This is a genomic window from Aquitalea sp. FJL05 (assembly GCF_003852595.1).
GTDB lineage: Bacteria > Pseudomonadota > Gammaproteobacteria > Burkholderiales > Chromobacteriaceae > Aquitalea > Aquitalea aquatilis.
In genome coordinates, this window is record NZ_QAJS01000023.1 from 1 (window position 1) to 5,314 (window position 5,314).

Consider the following 5,314-nt stretch of genomic DNA (forward strand, 5'->3'; position numbering starts at 1 on the left):
GCGGTATAGTTCGCCTCCTCAGCAGACAACGCAGCGACGGAAACGAAACGCAGCGACCTGCACCGCTCTTTAAAAAACAGAATAACCGATAGGTGTGAGTACTTGGCGAAAGCCAAATACTTGCACTGCAAGAAGAAGAAGTACTTGTTTATTTCTTTGATCTTGCGTGCCAGAAAATTTGCTATGAGATTGAACTGAAGAGTTTGATCCTGGCTCAGATTGAACGCTGGCGGCATGCTTTACACATGCAAGTCGAACGGTAACAGGGAGCTTGCTCCGCTGACGAGTGGCGAACGGGTGAGTAATGCGTCGGAACGTGCCGAGTAGTGGGGGATAACTATCCGAAAGGATAGCTAATACCGCATACGCTTTGAGAAGGAAAGCAGGGGATCGTAAGACCTTGCGCTATTCGAGCGGCCGACGTCTGATTAGCTAGTTGGTGAGGTAAGAGCTCACCAAGGCGACGATCAGTAGCGGGTCTGAGAGGATGATCCGCCACACTGGGACTGAGACACGGCCCAGACTCCTACGGGAGGCAGCAGTGGGGAATTTTGGACAATGGGCGCAAGCCTGATCCAGCCATGCCGCGTGTCTGAAGAAGGCCTTCGGGTTGTAAAGGACTTTTGTCAGGGAGGAAATCCCTAAGGTTAATACCCTTGGGGGATGACAGTACCTGAAGAATAAGCACCGGCTAACTACGTGCCAGCAGCCGCGGTAATACGTAGGGTGCAAGCGTTAATCGGAATTACTGGGCGTAAAGCGTGCGCAGGCGGTTGTGTAAGTCTGATGTGAAAGCCCCGGGCTCAACCTGGGAACTGCATTGGAGACTGCACGGCTAGAGTGCGTCAGAGGGGGGTAGAATTCCGCGTGTAGCAGTGAAATGCGTAGAGATGCGGAGGAATACCGATGGCGAAGGCAGCCCCCTGGGATGACACTGACGCTCATGCACGAAAGCGTGGGGAGCAAACAGGATTAGATACCCTGGTAGTCCACGCCCTAAACGATGTCAACTAGCTGTTGGGGGTTTGAATCCTTGGTAGCGTAGCTAACGCGAGAAGTTGACCGCCTGGGGAGTACGGCCGCAAGGTTAAAACTCAAAGGAATTGACGGGGACCCGCACAAGCGGTGGATGATGTGGATTAATTCGATGCAACGCGAAAAACCTTACCTGGTCTTGACATGGTCGGAACTTGCCAGAGATGGCTTGGTGCTCGAAAGAGAACCGACACACAGGTGCTGCATGGCTGTCGTCAGCTCGTGTCGTGAGATGTTGGGTTAAGTCCCGCAACGAGCGCAACCCTTGCCATTAGTTGCTACCATTTAGTTGAGCACTCTAATGGGACTGCCGGTGACAAACCGGAGGAAGGTGGGGATGACGTCAAGTCCTCATGGCCCTTATGACCAGGGCTTCACACGTCATACAATGGTCGGTACAGAGGGTCGCGAAGCCGCGAGGTGGAGCCAATCTCATAAAACCGATCGTAGTCCGGATCGCACTCTGCAACTCGAGTGCGTGAAGTCGGAATCGCTAGTAATCGCGGATCAGCATGCCGCGGTGAATACGTTCCCGGGTCTTGTACACACCGCCCGTCACACCATGGGAGTGAGTTTCACCAGAAGTGGGTAGGCTAACCGTAAGGAGGCCGCTTACCACGGTGGGATTCATGACTGGGGTGAAGTCGTAACAAGGTAGCCGTAGGGGAACCTGCGGCTGGATCACCTCCTTTCTAGAGAAGGCGATCGTCAAGTATTCACAACCTATCGGTTATTCGTGATTTAAGGGTAGTAACTGGGTTTGTAGCTCAGCTGGTTAGAGCACTGTGTTGATAACGCAGGGGTCGTAGGTTCGAGTCCTACCAGACCCACCAGTTTGGGGGATTAGCTCAGTTGGGAGAGCACCTGCTTTGCAAGCAGGGGGTCGTCGGTTCGATCCCGTCATCCTCCACCATTCTTACAGTGCAAACAAAAGCGCACACGGCAATTTATTGCTGCGTGAATTTCTGTTTGCGTTGTTTTTACAATGCCCGATCTTTAACAAACTGAAGAAGCCGAATTAATTAGACGGCGAGATGGAAGATACAGAGTTAACTCTTTGTGTTGGACAAATCGTCATCTTGGGAATTTGATTGTATCTAGTGTCATGTCGCCATATCAAAAGGGGCGGTGTGGCACGTCGCACAAACACATTCTGTCGGATTGGTAATCTAGGTTACTGAAATGATAGGGTCAAGCGACTAAGTGCATCTGGTGGATGCCTTGGCGATCACAGGCGATGAAGGACGTGTAAGCCTGCGAAAAGCGCGGGGGAGCTGGCAATAGAGCTTTGATCCCGCGATGTCCGAATGGGGAAACCCACCTAGCAATAGGTATCCCAGACTGAATACATAGGTCTGTGGAGGCGAACCGAGTGAACTGAAACATCTAAGTAACTCGAGGAAAAGAAATCAACCGAGATTCCGTCAGTAGTGGCGAGCGAACGCGGAATAGCCTGTATGTGATAGAGATTGAGATAGTGGAAGGCATTGGAAACTGCCGCCGTAGTGGGTGATAGCCCCGTACACGAAATTTCATTCTTGGTACTAAGCATACGAAAAGTAGGGCGGGACACGCGAAATCCTGTTTGAAGATGGGGGGACCATCCTCCAAGGCTAAATACTCGTGATCGACCGATAGTGAACCAGTACCGTGAGGGAAAGGCGAAAAGAACCCCGGGAGGGGAGTGAAATAGAACCTGAAACCGGATGCATACAAACAGTGGGAGCCTCGCAAGGGGTGACTGCGTACCTTTTGTATAATGGGTCAGCGACTTACGTTCAGTAGCAAGCTTAACCGCATAGGGGAGGCGTAGGGAAACCGAGTCCGAATAGGGCGCTTTAGTTGCTGGGCGTAGACCCGAAACCGAGTGATCTATCCATGGCCAGGATGAAGGTGCGGTAACACGCACTGGAGGTCCGAACCCACTAGTGTTGCAAAACTAGGGGATGAGCTGTGGATAGGGGTGAAAGGCTAAACAAACTCGGAGATAGCTGGTTCTCCCCGAAAACTATTTAGGTAGTGCCTCATGTATCACTTCCGGGGGTAAAGCACTGTTATGGCTAGGGGGTCATTGCGATTTACCAAACCATGGCAAACTCTGAATACCGGAAAGTGCGAGCATGGGAGACAGACGGTGGGTGCTAACGTCCATCGTCAAGAGGGAAACAACCCAGACCGCCAGCTAAGGTCCCAAATGATCAGTTAAGTGGTAAACGAAGTGGGAAGGCCCAGACAGCCAGGATGTTGGCTTAGAAGCAGCCATCATTTAAAGAAAGCGTAATAGCTCACTGGTCGAGTCGTCCTGCGCGGAAGATGTAACGGGGCTCAAACTGATAACCGAAGCTGCGGATTTGCACGTAAGTGCAGATGGTAGGGGAGCGTTCTGTAGGTCTGTGAAGGTGTCTCGTAAGGGATGCTGGAGATATCAGAAGTGCGAATGCTGACATGAGTAGCGATAAAGCGGGTGAAAAGCCCGCTCGCCGAAAGCCCAAGGTTTCCTACGCAACGTTCATCGGCGTAGGGTGAGTCGGCCCCTAAGGCGAGGCTGAAAAGCGTAGTCGATGGGAAACGGGTTAAAATTCCCGTACTTTTGTGTAGTGCGATGTGGGGACGGAGAAGGTTAGGTCAGCGGCCTGTTGGAATAGGTCGTTCAAGCTGGTAGGTGGTTAGGGTAGGCAAATCCGCCCTTTCATTCAACACCGAGAAGTGATAACGAGGGTCTACGGACCTGAAGTGACTGATACCACGCTTCCAGGAAAAGCCACTAAGCTTCAGCTACACAAGAACCGTACCGCAAACCGACACAGGTGGGCAGGATGAGAATTCTAAGGCGCTTGAGAGAACTCAGGAGAAGGAACTCGGCAAATTGATACCGTAACTTCGGGAGAAGGTATGCCTCTTTAGGTGAGATCCCTTGCGGATGGAGCTTGGAGAGGTCGCAGAGAATCGGTGGCTGCGACTGTTTATCAAAAACACAGCACTCTGCCAACACGAAAGTGGACGTATAGGGTGTGACGCCTGCCCGGTGCTGGAAGGTTAAGTGATGGGGTGCAAGCTCTTGATCGAAGCCCCAGTAAACGGCGGCCGTAACTATAACGGTCCTAAGGTAGCGAAATTCCTTGTCGGGTAAGTTCCGACCCGCACGAATGGCGTAACGATGGCCACACTGTCTCCTCCTGAGACTCAGCGAAGTTGAAGTGTTTGTGAAGATGCAATCTCCCCGCTGCTAGACGGAAAGACCCCGTGAACCTTTACTGTAGCTTTGCATTGGACTTTGAAGTGGTTTGTGTAGGATAGGTGGGAGGCTTTGAAGCCAGGACGCTAGTTCTGGTGGAGCCAACCTTGAAATACCACCCTGACCCCTTTGAGGTTCTAACCTTGGTCCGTTATCCGGATCGGGGACAGTGCATGGTAGGCAGTTTGACTGGGGCGGTCTCCTCCCAAAGTGTAACGGAGGAGTTCGAAGGTTACCTAGGTACGGTCGGAAATCGTGCTGATAGTGCAATGGCAAAAGGTAGCTTAACTGCGAGACCGACAAGTCGAGCAGGTGCGAAAGCAGGACATAGTGATCCGGTGGTTCTGTATGGAAGGGCCATCGCTCAACGGATAAAAGGTACTCCGGGGATAACAGGCTGATACCGCCCAAGAGTTCACATCGACGGCGGTGTTTGGCACCTCGATGTCGGCTCATCACATCCTGGGGCTGTAGCCGGTCCCAAGGGTATGGCTGTTCGCCATTTAAAGTGGTACGTGAGCTGGGTTCAAAACGTCGTGAGACAGTTTGGTCCCTATCTGCAGTGGGCGTTGGAAGTTTGACGGGGGCTGCTCCTAGTACGAGAGGACCGGAGTGGACGAACCTCTGGTGTACCGGTTGTCACGCCAGTGGCATTGCCGGGTAGCTAAGTTCGGAAGAGATAACCGCTGAAAGCATCTAAGCGGGAAACTCGCCTGAAGATGAGACTTCCCTGAGGGCTTGACCCTCCTGAAGAGTCGTTCGAGACCAGGACGTTGATAGGTCGGGTGTGGAAGCGCTGTGAGGCGTTAAGCTAACCGATACTAATTGCTCGTGAGGCTTGATCCTATCATTTGAGTGGCTTGGGAGACCAAGACCGAATGGATAGTGAATGTGCGACGCGATCAAAGATCCAAGATTAAGATATCTAATTAATTCAGTGTTCCAGACAGAGTCTGGGGTACAAAGCTTCTTCGAGTTTGTTGACAGTTTATGTCTGGTGGCCATAGCGAGGTGGTCCCACGCCTTCCCATCCCGAACAGGACC

The 5,314-nt window shown here is 52.2% G+C and carries 2 tRNA genes and 2 rRNA genes; all 4 read left to right on the forward strand.

The window, feature by feature from the left end:
* Positions 1-191 precede the first annotated feature (191 nt).
* The 4 genes from DBR44_RS19285 (at position 192) to DBR44_RS19300 (ending at position 5,116) form a co-directional block, all read left to right on the forward strand.
* Positions 192-1,727 (forward strand): 16S ribosomal RNA (locus DBR44_RS19285).
* Between the two features lie 64 nt (positions 1,728-1,791).
* Positions 1,792-1,868 (forward strand) — tRNA-Ile (locus DBR44_RS19290).
* 4 nt (positions 1,869-1,872) lie between these two features.
* Positions 1,873-1,948: transfer RNA gene (locus tag DBR44_RS19295), tRNA-Ala, on the forward strand.
* A gap of 276 nt (positions 1,949-2,224) precedes the next feature.
* Positions 2,225-5,116: ribosomal RNA gene (locus tag DBR44_RS19300) — 23S ribosomal RNA — on the forward strand.
* Together the 16S and 23S rRNA genes with 2 tRNA genes alongside form the textbook arrangement of a ribosomal RNA operon.
* Positions 5,117-5,314: the final 198 nt, after the last annotated feature.